This window comes from Pseudomonas sp. ICMP 460, assembly GCF_002723595.1.
GTDB lineage: Bacteria > Pseudomonadota > Gammaproteobacteria > Pseudomonadales > Pseudomonadaceae > Aquipseudomonas > Aquipseudomonas kitaguniensis.
Genome location: NZ_LKBR01000049.1, coordinates 1 through 231 on the forward strand (window position 1 = coordinate 1; position 231 = coordinate 231).

Consider the following 231-nt stretch of genomic DNA (forward strand, 5'->3'; position numbering starts at 1 on the left):
AGGTTCGTGGCTTTCGCGGTATTTATCGCCACGCGCGTACAGGTCTCGGCGGCGGAGGAACAACTGTTGGTTAATGCGGATCAGAGCAGCGTCTACAAAATCGAATTCACGCGGGGTGACCAGCGAACGTTTGAGCTGCAGCGATTCCTGCGCGCGTCGAAGCGCGGCCCAGCAATTGGGAATGTAGCCTCCGACCATTGAATGGTTGCCACTGTGCTTGAGGCCTTGAGC

General features: G+C 57.6%; 1 pseudogene. It reads right to left on the reverse strand.

Annotated elements, in window-relative coordinates:
* Nucleotides 1-231 (reverse strand): annotated as a pseudogene (locus AO240_RS29090) (lipase family protein); the annotation flags it as partial.